Raw genomic sequence first — 15664 nt, 5'->3', positions numbered from 1 at the left:
CGACAGAAAGTTAACCAAAGAGCCGCGTGACGTCGTTGAAAAGTGCGACCGACATCATGACCAGCAGCAAGGCGACACCGCCGCGCTGAAGCCGTTCCATCCAGGCGTCAGAAACGCTTTTGCCGGTCAGGCCCTCCCAAAGATAATACATCAGGTGTCCTCCATCGAGGACCGGCAGCGGCATGAGATTGAGCACGCCCAGGCTCACGCTGATGACCGCGAGGAAGATCAGGTACTGGGTCAGGCCGAGGCTCGCAGACTTGCCTGCATAGTCGGCAATGGTCAGCGGACCGCTCAGGTTCTTCAGCGACGCCTGCCCGGTCACCATCTTGACCATCATGCGCACGGTCAGCGCGGACATCTCCCATGTGCGCACCACGCCACGCCAGACGCCGTCGACCGGGCCCTGGCGCACCGTCACCATGTCCGGCGGCGCGCCAACGTACGCGCCAACACGGCCGACCTTGACGGCGCCCTCCTCGCGCACCTCAGGCTTCACTTCGAGCGTGAGCGACTGGCCGTCGCGCTGGACCTGCCAGGCCTGGGTGCGCGGCTGGTCGCCGTCGACCGAGGCGCGGATCACCTCGCGCAACTGCTGCCCGTCGTAGATGGGCGTATCGCCGACGGCGCGCACCAGATCGCCCTTTTTCAGGCCCGACTGCTCGCCGGCGCCACCGGCCATGACCTCACCGATCTCGGGACGGGTCAGAGGCGCGAGCACGCCGATCTTGCGGAACATCTGCGGATCGGCGTCCTTGGCCTCCATCCGGCTCAGCGGCAGCACCAGCTGGCGCGCGGGCTTGCCATCTTCGCCGGCCACTTCGAGCGTGAGGTCCCGGGCGTCGAGCGCGCCCTGCGTCATGCGCCAGCGCAGATCCTCGAAGGACTGGATCGGCGTCAGATCGCCGTCGAAGCCTGCACGCGTGATGTGCTCCCCGCCGCGCAGGCCCGCAGCCTCAGCCAGCGAGGCCGCCACGGGTCGCGCCAGCTTCGCAACCGGCTCTTCCACGCCGATCCAGTTGACGGCCGTGTAAAGCACGATCGCCAGCAACAGGTTGGCGACGGGCCCGGCCGCCACGATGGCTGCGCGCGAACGCAGGGGCTGGGTGTTGAAGGCCCGATGCCGCTCCTCGGGCGCCACGGGTCCCTCGCGCTCGTCGAGCATCTTGACGTAGCCGCCCAGCGGGAAGGCAGCAATGACGAATTCGGTCTGCTGTCCCGGATGCTGCCGCCTGGGCTGCCAGCGGAACAGTGCCTTGCCGAATCCGACCGAGAAGCGCTCCACCTTGACGCCGCAGGCGACAGCCACGCGGTAGTGGCCATATTCATGCACCGCAATCAGGACACCGAGTGCAACCACAAAGGCTATGACAGTGAGCATCGGATCCTCAACGAATGGGGGAAGTCAGGCTGCGAAACGCAGCGCAGCGGCATTGGCGGCCGCTCGGGCGCAGGCATCGAGCGCCAGCAGGTCCGCCAGCGATGCCGGCTTGGAGGGGGCAACGGCTTCCAAAGTTTCCATGTTGACCGCATGAATGCGATCGAAACGCAGGCGCCGGTCCAGAAAGGCCTCGACGGCAACCTCGTTGGCCGCGTTGAGCACCGCCGTCGTGCCGGGCGCAGCGCGCAGTGCATGCCATGCAAGGCCCAGGCCGGGAAAGAGTGCCGCGTCGGGCGCATCGAACGTGAGCGACGCCATTTGACGGAAGTCGAGCCGCGCCGCCCCGCTCTCGATACGCTCGGGCCAGGCCAGACCAACCGCGATCGGCACCCGCATGTCGGGCGTGCCGAGCTGGGCGATGACCGAGGCGTCGGTGAACTGCACCATCGAGTGCACCACGCTCTGCGGATGGATGACGACTTCGATCTGCTCGGGCAAGACGCCGAACAAGTGCCGCGCCTCGATCACCTCGAGCGCCTTGTTCATCATCGTGGCCGAATCGACCGAGATCTTGCGGCCCATGACCCAGTTCGGATGCGCGCAGGCCTGCTCGGGCGTCACGGCGCCCAGCGAGCCAGGCGCCCGGGTGAGGAACGGGCCGCCCGAGGCGGTCAGGATGATCTTGTCGATGCGCCGCGCCCAGGTGGACGGGTCTTCGGGCAGCGACTGGAAGATAGCCGAGTGCTCGCTGTCGATCGGCAGCAGCGTGGCGCCGCCCTCACGCACCGTGTGCATGAACAACTCGCCGCCGACCACCAGGGCCTCCTTGTTGGCCAGCAGCAGGCGCTTGCCGGCCCGCGCTGCGGCCAGGCACGGGCCGAGTCCGGCAGCACCGACGATGGCGGCCATGACGGCATCGACCTCTTCGTGCGAAGCTATCTTTTCAATAGCATCCACGCCCATCAGCACACGCGTATCCAGGCCGTTTTGCTTGAGCTTTTCGGCGAGCAATGCGGCGTGCGGCGCGCTCGCCATGACGGCGAACCGGGGCGAGAACTGCGCGCACTGCGCCAGCATTTCGTCGACCTTGGTGGCCGCGGAGAGCGCGAAGACCTCGAAGCGTTCGGGGTGCCGCGCAATGACGTCCAGCGTGCTGACGCCCACCGACCCCGTCGAGCCCAGCACCGTGATGCGTTGTTTGGGAGTGTTCACAGGAAAGCCAGCATCATGGCAATGGGAAGTGCCGGCAAGAGGGCATCCACGCGGTCGAGCACGCCGCCGTGGCCGGGGAGCAGGCGGCTGCTGTCCTTGGCACCGGCGCTGCGCTTGATCAGCGATTCGACCAGGTCGCCCACGACGCTCATCGCGGCAAGAAACACCGCGCCGATCAGCAGCAGCCACCAGCCGCGTTCGTTCAAGCGGGTGTAGAGGCTGGGCACCGTGGCACCGAGCGCCTTGTCGGCGAAGACCCAGGCGAAGGCCAGCACGATGACGCCGATCATTCCGCCCCACACGCCCTCCCAGCTTTTGCCCGGGCTGATCGCCGGCGCCAGCTTGCCGCGGGTGAACTTCAGGCCGAAGGTGCGACCCGCGAAATACGCGAACACGTCCGCCACCCAGACCAGCACCAGGATCGACAGCAGGAAGTTGATACCGACCATGCGGGCCTGTACCGCAGCGAGCCAGGCGACCCAAAGCGCCAGCAGGCCGCCCACCAGCCGAAGCCCGCGCGGAATGCGGGGCCAGCCCGGCACCGCCACGCGCAACAGCGCCGCGCCGCCGAGCACCCAGGCCGCGCTGGCCAGGGTCCACATCAGGACCAGGGGTTGTTCGAGCAGGCCCAGCCACCACGAAAGCCCGCAAAGCACCACCGTCTCGGCGCCCAGGAACAGCGACACCTTCTGCCCGTAGCCGTTCAGACGCCCCCACTCCCACGCGGCCGCGCCGATCAGTACAAGCATCACGCAGGCGAATGGAATGTAGTTTCGGTAGAACAGCGCCGGCAGCAGGATCGCGAGCAGCACGATCGCCGTGAGGATGCGTTGTTTGAGCATGCGGGAGGTTGTGAGGCCTTCTCAGGCCGCAGCCGTCGAGACCTGTGCCGAGGTTTGGCCGAAGCGGCGCTCGCGGCTCTGGAACGCGGCGATGGCTTCGTCCAGCGCGGCCTCGTCGAATTCGGGCCAGAGCTTGTCGCTGAAGAACAGCTCGGCGTAGGCACTTTGCCAGAGGAGGAAATTCGACAACCGCTGCTCGCCGCCGGTGCGGATGAACAGGTCGGGGTCGGGCACATGGGCCAGCGCCATCGCGCGGTCCATGTTCATCTCGGTCATCGGCAGGCCCTGCTCGGCGAGCTTGGCCGCGGCCTGGGCGATGTCCCAGCGCCCACCGTAGTTGAAGCAGATGTTGAGCACGAGCCGCGTGTTGGGCGCGGTCGCCTGTTCGGCACTGACCAGCCCGGCCACCAGCTTGGCGGACAGACCACCGCGTTCGCCGACAAAATGGAGCCGAACGCCGTCGCGGCTCAGACGCGGCACCTCGCGCGCCAGCGCGCCCACCATCAGCGACATCAAGCCGGAGACTTCTTCAGGGGGACGGTTCCAGTTCTCCGAGGAGAACGCGAACACGGTGAGAACCCCCACGCCGCGATCGGCGCAGGCCTTGACGCAACGCCGCAGCGACTCGACGCCCTGCTTGTGCCCCGCCACGCGGGGCAGGAACCGCCGCGTCGCCCAACGACCGTTGCCGTCCATGACGATGGCAACGTGGTGGGGAATGCTCGGCGACGAAGAGGCCATGACGGGCCTCAAACGGCCATGATCTCCGCTTCTTTCGCGGCGACCAAACGGTCGATTTCCGCGATATGGCGGTCGGTGACCTTCTGGATGTCGGCTTCGGCGCGCTTCTGGTCGTCCTCGGACGCCAGCTTGTCCTTCACGAGCTTCTTGACCGACTCGTTCGCATCGCGGCGCAGGTTGCGCGTGGCGACCTTGGCGGTTTCGCCTTCGTTGCGGACCAGCTTGGTCATTTCCTTGCGGCGCTCTTCGCTCATGGCGGGCAGCGGCACGCGGATCAGGTCGCCCATCGACGCAGGGTTCAGGCCCAGGTCGCTTTCGCGGATGGCCTTCTCGATCTTGGCGCCCATGCCCTTTTCCCAGGGCTGGACGCTGATGGTGCGCGAGTCGAGCACCGACACGTTGGCCACCTGGCTCAGCGGCACTTGCGAGCCGTAGTACTCGACATGAATCGAGTCGAGCAGTGCCGAATTGGCGCGGCCCGTGCGGATCTTGGTGAGGTTGTTCTGGAATGCGGCGAGCGACTGATTCATCTTCGCGTCGGTCGCATTGCGAATGTCTGCAATGGTCATCTCAAATACTCCTAGGCATGCACCAGCGTGCCCTCGTCCTCGCCCATCACGACGCGCTTGAGCGCGCCGCTCTTGAGGATCGAGAACACCTTGATCGGCAACTTCTGGTCGCGGCACAGCGCGAAGGCCGTGGCGTCCATGATGCCGAGATTCTTTGCGATCGCCTCGTCGAAACTGAGCGAGACGTAGCGCGTTGCGTGGGGGTCGAGCTTGGGGTCGGCGGAATAGACGCCGTCCACCTTGGTGGCCTTGAGCACCAGCTCGGCGCCGATCTCGGCACCGCGCAGCGCGGCGGCCGTGTCGGTGGTGAAGAACGGGTTGCCGGTGCCGGCCGCGAACACGACGACCTTGCCCTCTTCGAGGTACTGCAGGGCCTTGGGACGCACATAGGGCTCGACGACCTGCTCGATCGCGATGGCGGACATCACACGGGCCACGAGACCCTGCTTGTCCATCGCGTCGGCCAGCGCCAGCGAGTTCATGACGGTGGCCAGCATGCCCATGTAGTCGGCGGTGGCGCGGTCCATGCCGACCGAACCGCCCGCGACGCCGCGGAAGATGTTGCCGCCGCCGATCACGACCGCGACCTGCACGCCCATGTTCACGACTTCGGCCACGTCCTGCACCATGCGCACGATGGTCGCGCGATTGATGCCGAAGGCGTCATCGCCCATCAGTGCCTCTCCCGACAGCTTCAACAAGATTCGCTTGTGGGCTGGGCGGGCATCAGACATGGGCAATTTCCTTTGAGTTGGCGGTGACGAGTGTAAAACGTAGCGATGAAAAAACGACGGCACGCGAGCACGCGCCGTCGTTGGAAGCCTTATGGCTTAAGCAGCGGCCTTGGCTGCTGCAACTTGCGCGGCCACTTCGGCTGCGAAGTCGTCGACCTTCTTTTCGATGCCTTCGCCGACCACGTACAGGGTGAAGCCCTTGATCGACGTGTTGGCGGCCTTGAGCATCTGCTCGACGGTCTGCTTGTCGTTCTTCACGAACGGCTGGTTGTGCAGCGAGACTTCCTTCAGGTACTTCTGCACGCCGCCTTCGATGCGCTTGGCAACGATGTCGGCAGGCTGCGGCTTCTTGCCTTCGGCTTCTGCCGTCTTGCGGTCTTCTTCGGCCTTGCCAGCGGCAACGGCGCGCTCTTTTTCGATCAGGTCGGCAGGCACGTCCGATGCCTGGATGGCGACCGGCTTCATGGCGGCGATGTGCATCGCGACGTCCTTGGCCGACGTGTCGTCGCCCTCGAACTCGACCATCACGCCGATGCGCGTGCCGTGCAGGTACGAAGCCAGCTTGCCGTTGCCCGCGAAGTGCTTGAAGCGGCGGAAGCTCATGTTCTCGCCGATCTTGCCGATCAGGCCCTTGCGCACGTCTTCGAGCGTGGGGCCGAAGCCGTCCTGCTCGTAGGGCAGCGCGCCCAGGGCAGCGATGTCGGCGGGGTTGTTCTTGGCGACCAGCATCGCGGCAGCGTTGGCCAGGGCCAGGAAGCTGTCGTTCTTGGTGACGAAGTCGGTTTCGCAGTTGATTTCGATCATGCCGCCCCGAACCGACGAACCTTCGCCGTCGACGAAAGCCGTGACCACGCCTTCAGCCGTGATACGACCCGATGCCTTGCCAGCCTTGTTGCCGAGCTTGATGCGCAGCAGCTCTTCGGCCTTTTCCATGTTGCCTTCGGCCTCGGTCAGGGCCTTCTTGCATTCCATCATCGGCGCGTCGGTCTTTGCGCGCAGTTCGCCGACCATGCTTGCGGTGATTGCAGCCATTTGTGTATCTCCGTAAATCCAAAAATCAGGTTAAAAAAAAGGGGCACCAAAGCCCCTTCTTCAGGCTCGCGAGAGAACCGATCAGGCCGAAGCGCTTTCTTCGACTTCGACGAATTCGTCGCTGCTGCCTTCGGCGATGGCCTTGACCACGTCACCGCCGGCGCTGTTGCGGCCTTCGATGATCGCGTCGGCGATGCCGCGTGCGTACAGCGTGACGGCCTTGGACGAGTCGTCGTTGCCGGGGATCACGTAGTCGATGCCTTCGGGCGAGTGGTTGGAGTCCACCACGCCGATCAGCGGAATGCCCAGCTTCTTGGCTTCGGCCACGGCGATCTTGTGGAAGCCCACGTCGATCACGAAGATGGCATCAGGCAAGGCAGCCATGTCCTGGATGCCGCCGATGTCCTTTTCGAGCTTCGCGATTTCGCGCGAGAAGGTCAGCTGCTCCTTCTTGCTCAGGCTGTCGAGGCCGGCTTCCTGCTGGGCCTTCATGTCCTTCAGACGCTTGATCGAGGTCTTGACGGTCTTGAAGTTGGTCAGCATGCCGCCGAGCCAGCGGGTGTCGACGAAAGGCACGCCGGCGCGACGGGCTTCTGCCGCGACGATTTCACGGGCCTGGCGCTTCGTGCCGACCATCAGGATCGTGCCGCGGTTGGCCGTGAGTTGCTTGGCGTACTTCATCGCGTCCTGGAACATCGGGAGCGATTTTTCCAGGTTGATGATGTGGATCTTGTTGCGATGGCCGAAGATGAACGGGGCCATCTTGGGGTTCCAGAAGCGGGTTTGGTGACCGAAATGGACACCGGCTTCCAGCATTTCGCGCATGGTGGTAGACATTAGAAATTACTCCAAAGGTTGGGTCTAAAATCCAGCCCGTTTTGCGCTCCTTTCGAATGGAGTCACAACACCTTGATTGGGCTGGTTTGCGGATGTGTTTGGCTGGATGCAACGGGAGCCGTCGCTCGACCAGCGAAACCCAAAGAGTATAGCACGGCCGCAGCCCCTCTTTCCCCCTTGAACCGAGCCGCCCACGGCACCAGCAGCCACCCATGAACGACCTTCACGCCGCCCGTCTCACCCTTCAGGCAGGTGGCTCCGATGCACGCACCGAAATGGCGCGCGCCATCGAAATCTCGATGGCGCGCGCCATCGAAATCTCCGAGTCTCCGGCCTGCGCCCACGTTTTCACCCGCACGATGTTCGACGAGGCCCGTCAGGGTGCCGCCGAGGCGAATCCTGAAAGCAGACTCGCCGGACTCGCCTTCACTTCCAAGGACCTGTTCGACATCGCTGGCCAACCGACGCCTGCGGGGTCCGTCGTCTTGTCTCATGCGCCTGCAGCCAAGGCCGATGCCGTCGCGGTGGCGCGGCTCCGCGCTGCGGGCGGCGTGCCCACGGGCCGCACCAACATGAGCGAATTCGCCTTCTCGGGCGTGGGCACCAATCCGCATCACGGCACGCCGGTCAACGTCAGCGACAAGGCCACCCCGCGCATCCCGGGGGGCTCCTCTTCCGGCGCGGCGATCTCGGTGGCCAGCGGCGCCGCCTTCATCGGCCTGGGCTCCGACACCGGCGGCTCGATCCGCATCCCGGCGGCGCTGAACGGCATCGTCGGCTTCAAGAACACGGCCCGCCTGGTGCCGGCCGACGGCGCGCTGCCGCTGTCGACCACGCTCGACACCGTCTGCGCCATGACGCGATCGGTGCGTGACGCGATCACCGCGCACGAGATCCTTTCGGCCCGACGCGTGACCGCCGGCACGGCCCCACTCGCCGCCTACAAGCTGGCCGTCGTGAAGAACGTTTTCTTCGACGGCATCGAGCCGGCCGTGGCTGCCGCTATCGAACGCACATTGAAAACGCTTCGCGCCGCGGGCGCTCGTATCGAGGAAATCGAACTGCCTGAGCTGGCCGACCTGCAATCCATCAACGCCACTGGTGGCTTCTCCGCGGCCGAATCGCATGCCTGGCACCGCCTGCTGCTGGAGCGCAGCGGCGCGGGCTACGACCCGCGCGTGGCCCAGCGCATCCTGCGCGGTGCCGCGATGAAGGCGCACGAATACATCGACCTGCTCAACGCCCGCCGTGCCTGGATCGCCCGCGTCGAAACAGCGCTCGCGCCCTTCGACGCCGTGCTCTCGCCGACCGTGCCCCTCACCGCGCCGTCCATCGCCAGCGTGGCGCCGGGCGCAGAACGCGACGATGAATTCTTCCGCGTCAACGCGCTGCTGCTGCGCAATCCGTCGATCGTCAACATGCTCGACGGCTGCGCCATCTCGTTGCCCTGCCATGCCGCCGGCGAATTGCCAGTCGGCCTGATGCTGTGGCACGCCGCACTGCATGATGACGCCGTGCTCGCCATCGCCCTGCAGGCGGAGCGGGCGCTGCAAAACCAATAGCTGTCCGCGCCTTTCCACGGGCGTCAGCCGTCTCCTTTACCTCTGAACAATCAATGAAAATCGCGATCGTGGGCGCCGGCATCATCGGCGTCACCACCGCCTGGGAACTGGTCTCCGACGGCCATGAAGTGACCGTGTTCGAGCGCCGCGGGGCCGCGGCCGAAGAAGCCAGTTTCGCCAATGCTGGCGTCATTGCGCCGGGCTACGTCACGCCGTGGGCCGCGCCGGGCATGCGCATGAAGGTGCTGCGCTCGCTGCTCTCCACGCACGGCGCCATCAAGCTGCGCTGGCCGCTCGGCGCACGCGACCTCAGCTGGATGTCGCGCTGGCAGAAGGCCTGCAAGCTCGAGACCTACCTCGCCAACCGCGCCCGCATGCAGCGGCTGGCCTTCTACAGCCGCACCCGGCTGCACGAAGTGAGCGAGGCGCGCGAGCTCAGCTACGAGCGCAGCGACGGCTACCTCGTGCTGCTGCGCTCCAAGCGCGAGAAAAAGCTGATCCAGCCCGGCCTCGAAGTGCTGCGCACGGCCGGCAGCGTGTTTCGCGAAGTCGATGCCGACGAGGCCCGACGGATCGAACCCGCGCTCAACGCCGACACGCCGCTGGCAGGCGCCATCCATCTGCCGGAAGACGAGGTCGCCAATTGCCGCCAGTTCGCGCTGCTGCTCAAGTGGGAGGCCGAGGCGCTCGGCGCGCAGTTTCATTTCAACTGCGACATCGCGCCGCTGAGCCGCGCGGCGCCCACCTCGCTCTCGCTCGCCAGCGGCTCGGAAGCGCTGCGCTTCGACGCCGTGATCGTGTGCGCCGGCCTGGCCTCGGCAACGCTGCTGCGCCCGCTGGGCCTGCGGATTCCACTCGCGCCGGTCTACGGCCACTCGGTCAGCGCGCCGGTGCGCGAGCCGCTCAATGCCCCGCGCAGCGCGGTGATGGACGAGCGCTACAAGGTCGCCATCTCGCGCCTGGGCCAGCGCGTGCGCGTGGCCGGCAGCGCCGAGATCGGCGGCTCGCTCGACACGATGAATCCGGCCGCGATCCAGACGCTCTACAAGGTGCTGCACGACTGGTTCCCTGGCGCGGCGACGCTGCAATCGGGCGTGCAGCAATGGAAAGGCGCGCGGCCGATGCTCCCTGACGGCCCGCCGGTGCTGGGCGCCAGCGGCATTCCCGGCGTGTGGCTCAACCTCGGCCACGGCTCGAGCGGCTGGGCGCTGTCATGTGGCAGCGCGCGCGTGCTGGGCGACCTGATCGGTGGACGCGACCCGGGCGTCGATCTCGAAGGCCTGGGCGTCGAACGGCTCAGTCTTTAGGGCCCCACCGCCGAAGCATTTCAGGGCTCGGCGGCGGTTCGACCGGCAGGTCGGGCTCCGCTGGCGGCCTGAGCTTCTGGGCAACCCATGCCAACAGCGCGGGCGCCACGAGCGCAAAGAAAACAAGGCACAGCAGACCAGCGCCCATCATCAGCCAACGCTGCATGGTGGAAAGTCCCTCGACCGGCAGGTCGAACCAGCGGATCACGCCGACGCCATAGGCGACACCTGCGACCCAGGCCACATCGCGCAACGGGACCCAACGCTTCACTTCGGCCAGCAAGAAGGTGCCCCACACGAGGCCCAGCAAGCCGAGCGACCACGCCATGCCAGCGATCCACGCCACCGTCGCCGCCAGGAAAAAGACAATCCCCGCGACCAGCAGGGTCAGCAGCCAGCCAAGGCTCTTGAGCTTCATTCGCCGATCATAGGACGGCAAAATGCCTCGATGCACCGCATCACCTCCGCCACCGTCGCCGACCTGTTCGACATCGCGACAACGCGCCGCATCGAGCAGCCGGCAGCCACCGCCCTGCCCGCCCACACGCTGATGCAGCGCGCCGGCCTCGCCGTGGCGCGGCTCGCGATGGCGATCGCACCGCATGCGCGCACGATCTGGATCGCCTGCGGACCGGGCAACAACGGCGGCGATGGCTTCGAAGCCGCGGCGCAATTGCAGCACCGGGGCTTCATGCCGATCGTCACCTTCCTGGGCGACGAGAACCGGTTGCCGCCCGATGCCAAGGCATCGCTGCAGCGTGCCCGGGACGCCAGCGTCATCTTTGCGCAGAAGCCGCCGGCCGAATACGAGCTGGCGATCGATGCGCTGCTCGGCATCGGATCGACCCGACCGCCCGAAGGCGTCATGGCCGAATGGCTGCGGGAGATGGATACAACGGGCCAGCCGGTGCTCAGCGTCGACGTGCCGTCCGGACTGAACGCGGACACGGGCGTGCTGTCGGGCAGCACCGGAGCCCATGCGGACACGGCTCGCTTCTGCGTGACCTTCCTGACCCTGAAGCCCGGCCTCTTCACCGCGCAGGGCCGCGACGCAGCAGGCACGGTGTGGTTCGACGACCTGGGCTGCGGTGACACCGCCGAGCCATCGACCGCCCGCCTGGCAGGCGCCCCCAAGGCGCAGGCCCGCACCCACGCATCGCACAAGGGCAGCTACGGCGATGTCGCGGTGATCGGGGGAGCGTCGGGCATGGCAGGTGCCGCACTGCTGGCCGGATCGGCCGCGCTGCATGCGGGTGCCGGCCGGGTGTTCGTCGGGCTGCTCGACCCCAGCGCTGCGCCGGTGGACACAACGCAACCCGAGTTGATGCTCCGGGACGCCAGCACGCTCGACCTTTCGGGCATGACCGCAGTCTGCGGCTGCGGCGGAGGCACGGACGCTCGCTCGGCGCTGCCGCGTGTGCTGGCGACGGCGGCTGCACTGGTGCTCGATGCCGACGCGCTCAACGCCATCGCAACCGACAGCGCGTTGCAGACGCAACTGGCGTCACGCGCCCGGCGCGGAAGGCCGACCGTGATCACGCCTCATCCACTGGAAGCAGCGCGTCTGCTGGGCTGCACGGCCGGCGATATTCAGGCGGACCGTTTGGCGGCGGCGCACCAACTGGCATCGCGCTTCGGCGTGGTCGCCGTACTCAAAGGATCGGGTACGGTGATCGCCGATGACAGCGACGCGCCGGCGGTACTCAACCTCACAGGCAACGCCCGGCTCGCAACGGCCGGAACCGGCGATGTGCTCGCCGGCATGATCGGCGCCGCGCTGGCAGCGCAGCAACCGGCGTTCGAGGCGGCATGCGAAGCCGTCTGGCGACACGGCCACATCGCCGACACATGGCCGGCCAATGCGGCCCCGCTCACGGCCAGCACGCTCGCGCGCCAGGCGCCCTTCTGACAGCGCTTTAGCCGCGCCCGACGAAGGGCATCTTCGTCGCCATGATGGTGTGGAAGAGCACGTTGGCTTCCAACGGCAGGTTCGCCATGTAGAGCACCGACTGGCCCACGATCTTGACGTCGATCAGCGGCTCGATCGCGAGTTCACCGTTCGCTTGCGGCACGCCCTTGGCCATGCGCGCAGCCAGCTCGGTCATTGCGTTGCCCACGTCGACCTGGCCTACGGCAATGTCGTACTTGCGGCCATCGAGCGATGCGGTCTTGGTCAACCCTTCGACCGCATGCTTGGTTGCCGTGTACGCAATCGAATTCGGACGCGGCGCGGTGGCCGAGATGGAGCCGTTGTTGATGATGCGACCGCCCATCGGCACCTGCGCCTTCATCGTGCGGAACGCCTGCTGGATGCAGAAAAACATGCCGGAGAGGTTGATGTCGACCACACCCTGCCACTGCGCAGGCGTCCAGTCCTCGAACGGGCCCGGCGGGTTGCCCACGCCGGCGTTGTTGAACAGCAGGTCGACGCGACCGAAGCGCTCCACCGTGGCGGCGAAGAGCGACTGCACCGATTCGGCGTTCGACACATCGGTCGGCACCGCGAAGGCGCGCGCACCGGCGCCCGACTCCTCGGCCACCTGCTCCAGCGGCTCGAGGCGACGGCCTGCGAGGGCCACGCTCCAGCCATCGCCCAGCAGCGCCAGCGCGGCGGCCCGGCCGATGCCGGAACCCGCGCCCGTGACGATCGCGATGCGGCCCTTGTTGTTGCTTTCAACGCTCATGTTCAATGTCTCCTTCTCGGCTTGTCTGTCGTATCGGTTTTCAGGGGGTCATCCGCGGCGGGGCTTGCGCCCCTTCATCTTGTTGGCGGCCTTCTTGACCGCCGACTTGAAGGCCTGCATCGCCGACTGCGGTCCGGCGGCAACGGCAGCCGTGCTGCGCTCGACCCGCTGGTCGCTGGTAGCCGCCTCCGCCTTGTGGCGCGAACCGCGCTTGGCCGACGCCTTGACCGGCACACCGCCGGATGCGGCACCCTTGTCCTTCATGGCGCGCGCCGTCAGGTCTTCGCCTTCGCGCACGAGACGGAAGTCGATCTTGCGGCCGTCCAGGTCGACGCGGCTCACCTGCACCCGCACGCGCGTGCCGATGGCATAGCGGATGCCGGTGCGCTCGCCGCGCAGCTCCTGGCGCATCTCGTCGAACTTGAAGTACTCGCCACCGAGTTCGGTGATGTGCACCAGGCCCTCGACGTACATCGCGTCGAGCGTGACGAAGATGCCGAAGGTGGTGGCCGCGGTGACCACGCCGCCGTATTCCTCGCCCAAGTGTTCGCGCATGTACTTGCACTTGAGCCAGGCCTCGACGTCGCGGCTGGCTTCATCGGCGCGACGTTCGTTGGCGCTGCAATGCAGGCCCGCGGCTTCCCAGGCCAGCACTTCCTTGCTGGGCGCAATGGTCGCCTTCTGCGGCTTGCTCGTCGGCGCTTTCACACGCGAGGCCAGGCGCTTGGCCAGCTTGGCATGCGCCTCGCCCGGCGTCGGCAGCATCGGCAGCTGGTAGCGCGTCTTCGTGAGGATCGCCTTGATCACGCGGTGCACCAGCAGGTCGGGGTAGCGACGGATCGGGCTCGTGAAATGCGTGTACGCCTCGTAGGCCAGGCCGAAGTGACCGCTGTTGAACGGCGTGTAGATCGCCTGCTGCATCGAGCGCAGCAGCATGGTGTGGATCTGCTGCGCGTCGGGGCGCTCCTTGGTGGCTTCGGCGATGGCCTGGAACTCGCCGGGCTTCGGATCGTCGGTGATGGTGAGGCCCACGCCCATGGCCTTGAGGTAGCCGCGCAGGATTTCTTTTTTCTCCGGCGTCGGACCTTCGTGCACGCGGAACAGGCCCGGATGCTTGCCTTCGGCGATGAAGTCGGCGCTGCACACGTTGGCCGCGAGCATCGCTTCTTCGATGAGGCGGTGCGCCTCGTTGCGCGTGCGCGGCACGATCTTCTCGATGCGGCCGGCGTCGTCGCAGATGATCTGCGTCTCGGTAGTTTCGAAGTCGACCGCGCCGCGCTTGCCGCGCTGCTTGAGCAGAGCCTTGTAGACGTCGGCGAGGTTCAACAGGTCCTTGACGCGGTCCTTGCGTTTCGCAGCTTCGGGGCCACGCGTGTTACCAAGGATCGCGGCCACTTCGGTGTACGTGAAACGCGCGTGGCTGAACATCACGGCCGGATAGAACTGGTACGCGTAGATCTCGCCATCGGCAGCCACAAGCATGTCGCACACCATGCACAGGCGCTCGACCTCGGGGTTCAGCGAGCACAGGCCGTTCGAGAGCTTCTCGGGCAGCATCGGGATGACGCGACGCGGAAAGTAGACGCTGGTGGCGCGGTCGTACGCGTCGATGTCAATCGCCGAACCGGTCCGCACATAGGCGCTGACGTCGGCAATCGCGACCAGCAATCGCCAGCCCTTTCCACGGCCTACTTTGGCGGGCTCGCAGTACACAGCGTCGTCGAAGTCGCGGGCGTCTTCGCCATCGATGGTGACGAGCGGGATGTCGGTGAGGTCGACGCGGCCCTTCTTGTCGGCGGGGCGAACCTTCTCGGGCAAGGCCTTGGCTTCGACCAAGCACTCCGCGGAAAACTCATGCGGCACGCCGTACTTGCGCACGGCGATCTCGATCTCCATGCCGGGGTCGTCGATCTCGCCCAGCACTTCTCTCACGCGGCCCACGGGCTGGCCGAACAGGGCCGGCGGCTCGGTGAGCTGCACCACGACCACCTGGCCCACCTTGGCGGGACCGGTCGCACCCTTGGGAATCAGGACGTCCTGCCCATAGCGCTTGTCTTCAGGGGCTACGAGCCAGATGCCGCCTTCGTGCAACAGGCGGCCGATGATCGGCTGCTCCGGACGCTCGACGATTTCGACCACGCGTCCTTCGGGACGACCGCGGCGGTCCTGCCGCACGACGCGCGCCTTGACGCGGTCCTTGTGCAACACCGCGCGCATCTCGTTCGGGGGCAGGTAGATGTCTGCCTCGCCGTCATCGCGTTGCACGAAGCCGTGACCGTCGCGATGTCCTTGAACAGTGCCTTCGAATTCGTCCAGCAAGCCGCTGGAATTGACATTATTTTTGATATGATCTCCTTCTTTCCTGAAATTCAAAACGTACTTGCTTTTGCAGGTATGTGGGCCCAGATGGCGGAATTGGTAGACGCACTAGTTTCAGGTACTAGCGAGTAACATCGTGGAGGTTCGAGTCCTCTTCTGGGCACCAAGTTTAAACAGACCCTCACCGGGTCTTTCGATTCAAGCCACCGGTCTCCGGTGGCTTTTTTCTTGCCCGCTCGATTCAGCATCGAGCGACCCACGAACTTCTTCAGCGCGGCGAAATGGCTGCATCCGATTTGGTATACTCGTGGGCTTTCCTGAAGAGCACCGCATAACTGCTCCGGCAGGTATGAGGCCCAGATGGCGGAATTGGTAGACGCACTAGTTTCAGGTACTAGCGAGTAACATCGTGGAGGTTCGAGTCCTCTTCTGGGCACCAAAGTC

14 protein-coding genes and 2 tRNA genes are annotated in these 15664 nt (G+C 66.0%); 5 read left to right on the top strand and 11 right to left on the bottom strand.

Annotation, left to right across the window (positions count from 1 at the left end):
* Positions 1 to 10 precede the first annotated feature (10 nt).
* The 8 genes from rseP to rpsB form a co-directional block, all read right to left on the bottom strand.
* Entirely contained in the window at positions 11 to 1381 is a 1371-nt protein-coding gene (gene rseP, locus NU688_RS05920; RefSeq protein ID WP_257859589.1) for an RIP metalloprotease RseP, read from the bottom strand.
* A 24-nt stretch (positions 1382 to 1405) separates the two neighbouring features.
* Positions 1406 to 2593 (bottom strand): 1-deoxy-D-xylulose-5-phosphate reductoisomerase, encoded by a 1188-nt coding sequence (gene ispC, locus NU688_RS05915; protein WP_257859588.1) that lies wholly within the window; start codon positions 2591 to 2593, stop codon positions 1406 to 1408.
* Positions 2590 to 3435: a phosphatidate cytidylyltransferase gene (locus NU688_RS05910; protein WP_257859587.1), complete on the bottom strand. Its 846-nt coding sequence runs from the start codon at positions 3433 to 3435 to the stop codon at positions 2590 to 2592. Before NU688_RS05910 ends, ispC begins: the two co-directional genes overlap by 4 nt.
* A 21-nt stretch (positions 3436 to 3456) precedes the next feature.
* On the bottom strand, positions 3457 to 4176 hold the full coding sequence (uppS, locus tag NU688_RS05905) for a polyprenyl diphosphate synthase (RefSeq protein ID WP_257859586.1): 720 nt from the start codon (positions 4174 to 4176) through the stop codon (positions 3457 to 3459).
* A gap of 8 nt (positions 4177 to 4184) precedes the next feature.
* Positions 4185 to 4745, bottom strand: a complete 561-nt coding sequence (gene frr / locus NU688_RS05900; protein WP_257859585.1) for a ribosome recycling factor — start codon at positions 4743 to 4745, stop codon at positions 4185 to 4187.
* Between the two features lie 11 nt (positions 4746 to 4756).
* The gene (gene pyrH, locus NU688_RS05895; protein WP_013541738.1) at positions 4757 to 5479 is read right to left on the bottom strand and encodes a UMP kinase; all 723 of its coding nucleotides are present in this window, start codon (positions 5477 to 5479) and stop codon (positions 4757 to 4759) included.
* Positions 5480 to 5575: 96 nt separating this feature from the next.
* Complete coding sequence (gene tsf / locus NU688_RS05890) at positions 5576 to 6511, bottom strand: translation elongation factor Ts (protein ID WP_257859583.1); 936 nt, start codon at positions 6509 to 6511, stop codon at positions 5576 to 5578.
* A gap of 81 nt (positions 6512 to 6592) precedes the next feature.
* Positions 6593 to 7348: a 30S ribosomal protein S2 gene (gene rpsB, locus NU688_RS05885; protein WP_013541740.1), complete on the bottom strand. Its 756-nt coding sequence runs from the start codon at positions 7346 to 7348 to the stop codon at positions 6593 to 6595.
* A gap of 212 nt (positions 7349 to 7560) precedes the next feature.
* Between rpsB and NU688_RS05880 the strand changes: the two genes are divergently transcribed.
* Both NU688_RS05880 and NU688_RS05875 read left to right on the top strand, forming a co-directional pair.
* Complete coding sequence (locus tag NU688_RS05880; protein WP_257859582.1) at positions 7561 to 8910, top strand: amidase; 1350 nt, start codon at positions 7561 to 7563, stop codon at positions 8908 to 8910.
* Positions 8911 to 8963: 53 nt separating this feature from the next.
* Positions 8964 to 10217 carry a D-amino acid dehydrogenase gene (locus NU688_RS05875; RefSeq protein WP_257859581.1) on the top strand — a complete coding sequence of 418 codons (1254 nt, stop codon included), beginning with the start codon at positions 8964 to 8966 and terminating at the stop codon, positions 10215 to 10217.
* Here the strand turns inward: NU688_RS05875 and NU688_RS05870 are convergent.
* On the bottom strand, positions 10207 to 10635 hold the full coding sequence (locus tag NU688_RS05870; RefSeq protein ID WP_257859580.1) for a hypothetical protein: 429 nt from the start codon (positions 10633 to 10635) through the stop codon (positions 10207 to 10209). The genes NU688_RS05875 and NU688_RS05870 overlap by 11 nt on opposite strands.
* A 30-nt stretch (positions 10636 to 10665) precedes the next feature.
* Here NU688_RS05870 and NU688_RS05865 point away from each other — a divergent pair, with 30 nt between their 5' ends.
* Positions 10666 to 12126, top strand: coding sequence for an NAD(P)H-hydrate dehydratase (locus NU688_RS05865; RefSeq protein ID WP_257859579.1), 1461 nt, complete (start codon positions 10666 to 10668; stop codon positions 12124 to 12126).
* Positions 12127 to 12133: 7 nt separating this feature from the next.
* Here NU688_RS05865 and NU688_RS05860 read toward each other — a convergent pair whose 3' ends face one another.
* Together NU688_RS05860 and rnr are read right to left on the bottom strand one after the other, a co-directional pair.
* Positions 12134 to 12901, bottom strand: coding sequence for an SDR family oxidoreductase (locus tag NU688_RS05860; RefSeq protein WP_257859578.1), 768 nt, complete (start codon positions 12899 to 12901; stop codon positions 12134 to 12136).
* A gap of 48 nt (positions 12902 to 12949) precedes the next feature.
* Positions 12950 to 15220 (bottom strand): ribonuclease R, encoded by a 2271-nt coding sequence (gene rnr, locus NU688_RS05855; RefSeq protein WP_374684620.1) that lies wholly within the window; start codon positions 15218 to 15220, stop codon positions 12950 to 12952.
* Between the two features lie 81 nt (positions 15221 to 15301).
* On the opposite strand from rnr, the gene NU688_RS05850 reads away from it, so the two are divergent.
* Positions 15302 to 15386 (top strand) — tRNA-Leu (locus tag NU688_RS05850).
* 188 nt (positions 15387 to 15574) lie between these two features.
* Positions 15575 to 15659: transfer RNA gene (locus NU688_RS05845), tRNA-Leu, on the top strand.
* The last annotated feature ends 5 nt before the right edge of the window (positions 15660 to 15664 follow it).

Source organism: Variovorax sp. ZS18.2.2 (assembly GCF_024701975.1).
Classification (GTDB): domain Bacteria; phylum Pseudomonadota; class Gammaproteobacteria; order Burkholderiales; family Burkholderiaceae_C; genus Variovorax.
This window is presented reverse-complemented; position numbering and strand designations above follow the sequence as displayed.